This is a genomic window from Arthrobacter sp. NPDC080073 (assembly GCF_040686575.1).
Classification (GTDB): domain Bacteria; phylum Actinomycetota; class Actinomycetes; order Actinomycetales; family Micrococcaceae; genus Arthrobacter.
In genome coordinates this window covers 1-3,305 of record NZ_JBFBKR010000045.1, presented here as the reverse complement: position 1 = coordinate 3,305, position 3,305 = coordinate 1, and the positions used below count along the sequence as shown (strand labels likewise).

Here is a 3,305-nt window from a genome sequence, read left to right as displayed (position 1 = left end):
TCCTTTGCGGGGGGTCTGGTTCTCTCGAGAGTGTTTGTTTGATCTTGTGTGGTCAAGTTTTTAAGGGCACACGGTGGATGCCTTGGCATTAGGAGCCGAAGAAGGACGTAGGAATCTGCGATAAGCCTGGGGGAGTTGATAACCGAACGGTGATCCCAGGATGTCCGAATGGGGAAACCCCGCCAGACGCGTTTGCGTGATCTGGTGACCCGCATCTGAACACATAGGGTGCGTGGGGGGAACGCGGGGAAGTGAAACATCTCAGTACCCGCAGGAAGAGAAAACAAGAGTGATTCCGTTAGTAGTGGCGAGCGAACGCGGATGAGGCTAAACCGTTCCATGTGTGATAGCCGGCGGGCGTTGCATGGGCGGGGTTGTGGGACTTTCCGTACTGGTTCTGCCGGACCGGTGGGGTGAGAGCATGAGCATAGGTGAACGGTCTTGAAAGGCCGGCCGGAGAGGGTGTTAGCCCCGTAACCGTAATGTTGTGTGCCGCCTGGAGAGGATCCCAAGTAGCACGGGGCCCGAGAAATCCCGTGTGAATCTGTCAGGACCACCTGATAAGCCTAAATACTTCCTAATGACCGATAGCGGACCAGTACCGTGAGGGAAAGGTGAAAAGTACCCCGGGAGGGGAGTGAAACAGTACCTGAAACCGTGTGCTTACAATCCGTCGGAGCAGCCTTTGTAGTTGTGACGGCGTGCCTTTTGAAGAATGAGCCTGCGAGTTAGTGTTACGTCGCGAGGTTAACCCGTGTGGGGTAGCCGTAGCGAAAGCGAGTCTGAACAGGGCGAGTGTAGTGGCGTGATCTAGACCCGAAGCGGAGTGATCTACCCATGGCCAGGTTGAAGCGACGGTAAGACGTCGTGGAGGACCGAACCCACTTCAGTTGAAAATGGAGGGGATGAGCTGTGGGTAGGGGTGAAAGGCCAATCAAACTCCGTGATAGCTGGTTCTCCCCGAAATGCATTTAGGTGCAGCGTTGCGTGTTTCTTGCCGGAGGTAGAGCTACTGGATGGCCGATGGGCCCTACAAGGTTACTGACGTCAGCCAAACTCCGAATGCCGGTAAGTGAGAGCGCAGCAGTGAGACTGTGGGGGATAAGCTTCATAGTCGAGAGGGAAACAGCCCAGACCACCAACTAAGGCCCCTAAGCGTGTGCTAAGTGGGAAAGGATGTGGAGTTGCGAAGACAACCAGGAGGTTGGCTTAGAAGCAGCCATCCTTGAAAGAGTGCGTAATAGCTCACTGGTCAAGTGATTCCGCGCCGACAATGTAGCGGGGCTCAAGTACACCGCCGAAGTTGTGGATTTCAGATAGTAGACAAGCCTTCGTGGTTCAGTCGTCTGGAGTGGTAGGGGAGCGTCGTGTGGGCGGTGAAGTCGCGGTGTAAACCAGCGGTGGAGCCTACACGAGTGAGAATGCAGGCATGAGTAGCGAAAGACGGGTGAGAAACCCGTCCGCCGAATGATCAAGGGTTCCAGGGTCAAGCTAATCTGCCCTGGGTAAGTCGGGACCTAAGGCGAGGCCGACAGGCGTAGTCGATGGACAACGGGTTGATATTCCCGTACCGGCGAAGGACCGCCCATGCCAAGCGGGGGATACTAACCGCCCGGAGCCTGCCCCAGCACCCTTGTGGTGTGAGGGTTTTGGCCGAGCGCGGGACCTGATCCCGGGAGGTAAGCGTATTAACAGGTGTGACGCAGGAAGGTAGCCGGGCCGGGCGATGGTTGCCCCGGTCTAAGGATGTAGGGTCAGCGATAGGCAAATCCGTCGCTGTGTCTTGGATGACGTGCCTGAGATCTGATGGGACCCCCGTCATGGGGGGATCCGGTGATCCTATGCTGCCTAGAAAAGCATCGGCGCGAGGTCCCAGCCGCCCGTACCCCAAACCGACACAGGTGATCAGGTAGAGAATACCAAGGCGATCGAGAGAATTATGGTTAAGGAACTCGGCAAAATGCCCCCGTAACTTCGGGAGAAGGGGGGCCCCAACCTTGAACACCACTTGCTGGTGGGAGGGGATCGGGGCCGCAGAGACCAGGGGGAAGCGACTGTTTACTAAAAACACAGGTCCGTGCGAAGTCGCAAGACGATGTATACGGACTGACTCCTGCCCGGTGCTGGAAGGTTAAGAGGACCGGTTAGCCGCAAGGCGAAGCTGAGAATTTAAGCCCCAGTAAACGGCGGTGGTAACTATAACCATCCTAAGGTAGCGAAATTCCTTGTCGGGTAAGTTCCGACCTGCACGAATGGAGTAACGACTTCCCCGCTGTCTCAACCATAAACTCGGCGAAATTGCAGTACGAGTAAAGATGCTCGTTACGCGCAGCAGGACGGAAAGACCCCGAGACCTTTACTATAGTTTGGTATTGGTGTTCGGAGTGGCTTGTGTAGGATAGGTGGGAGACGTTGAAGCCCTCACGCCAGTGGGGGTGGAGTCATCGTTGAAATACCACTCTGGTCACTTTGGACATCTAACTTCGGCCCGTGATCCGGGTCAGGGACAGTGCCTGATGGGTAGTTTAACTGGGGCGGTTGCCTCCTAAAAAGTAACGGAGGCGCCCAAAGGTTCCCTCAGCCTGGTTGGCAATCAGGTGTCGAGTGTAAGTGCACAAGGGAGCTTGACTGTGAGAGAGACATCTCAAGCAGGGACGAAAGTCGGGACTAGTGATCCGGCGGTACATTGTGGAATGGCCGTCGCTCAACGGATAAAAGGTACCTCGGGGATAACAGGCTGATCTTGCCCAAGAGTCCATATCGACGGCATGGTTTGGCACCTCGATGTCGGCTCGTCGCATCCTGGGGCTGGAGTAGGTCCCAAGGGTTGGGCTGTTCGCCCATTAAAGCGGTACGCGAGCTGGGTTTAGAACGTCGTGAGACAGTTCGGTCCCTATCCGCTGCGCGCGCAGGAAATTTGAGAAGGGCTGTCCTTAGTACGAGAGGACCGGGACGGACGAACCTCTGGTGTGTCAGTTGTACTGCCAAGTGCACCGCTGATTAGCTACGTTCGGATGGGATAACCGCTGAAAGCATCTAAGCGGGAAGCTCGCTTCAAGATGAGATTTCCATGCACCTCGTGTGTGAGAGGCCCCCAGCCAGACCACTGGGTTGATAGGCCGGATGTGGAAGACAGGACCAACGACTGTTGAAGCTGACCGGTACTAATAGGCCGACAACTTACACCACACAAACACGATCACTGCTTGCGTCCACTATGTGGTTCCCGAACAACAACCCGTTGCTCGCCGGAACCAATAACTGAATAACAACACCACAAAGTTGTAACCACAAAGACTTCCCAC

Annotated in this window: 1 rRNA gene; it reads left to right on the top strand. The window is 55.6% G+C overall.

Features of this window, described 5'->3' with window-relative positions:
- Positions 1-50: 50 nt before the first annotated feature.
- Positions 51-3,189 (top strand): 23S ribosomal RNA (locus tag AB0O52_RS23225).
- The last annotated feature ends 116 nt before the right edge of the window (positions 3,190-3,305 follow it).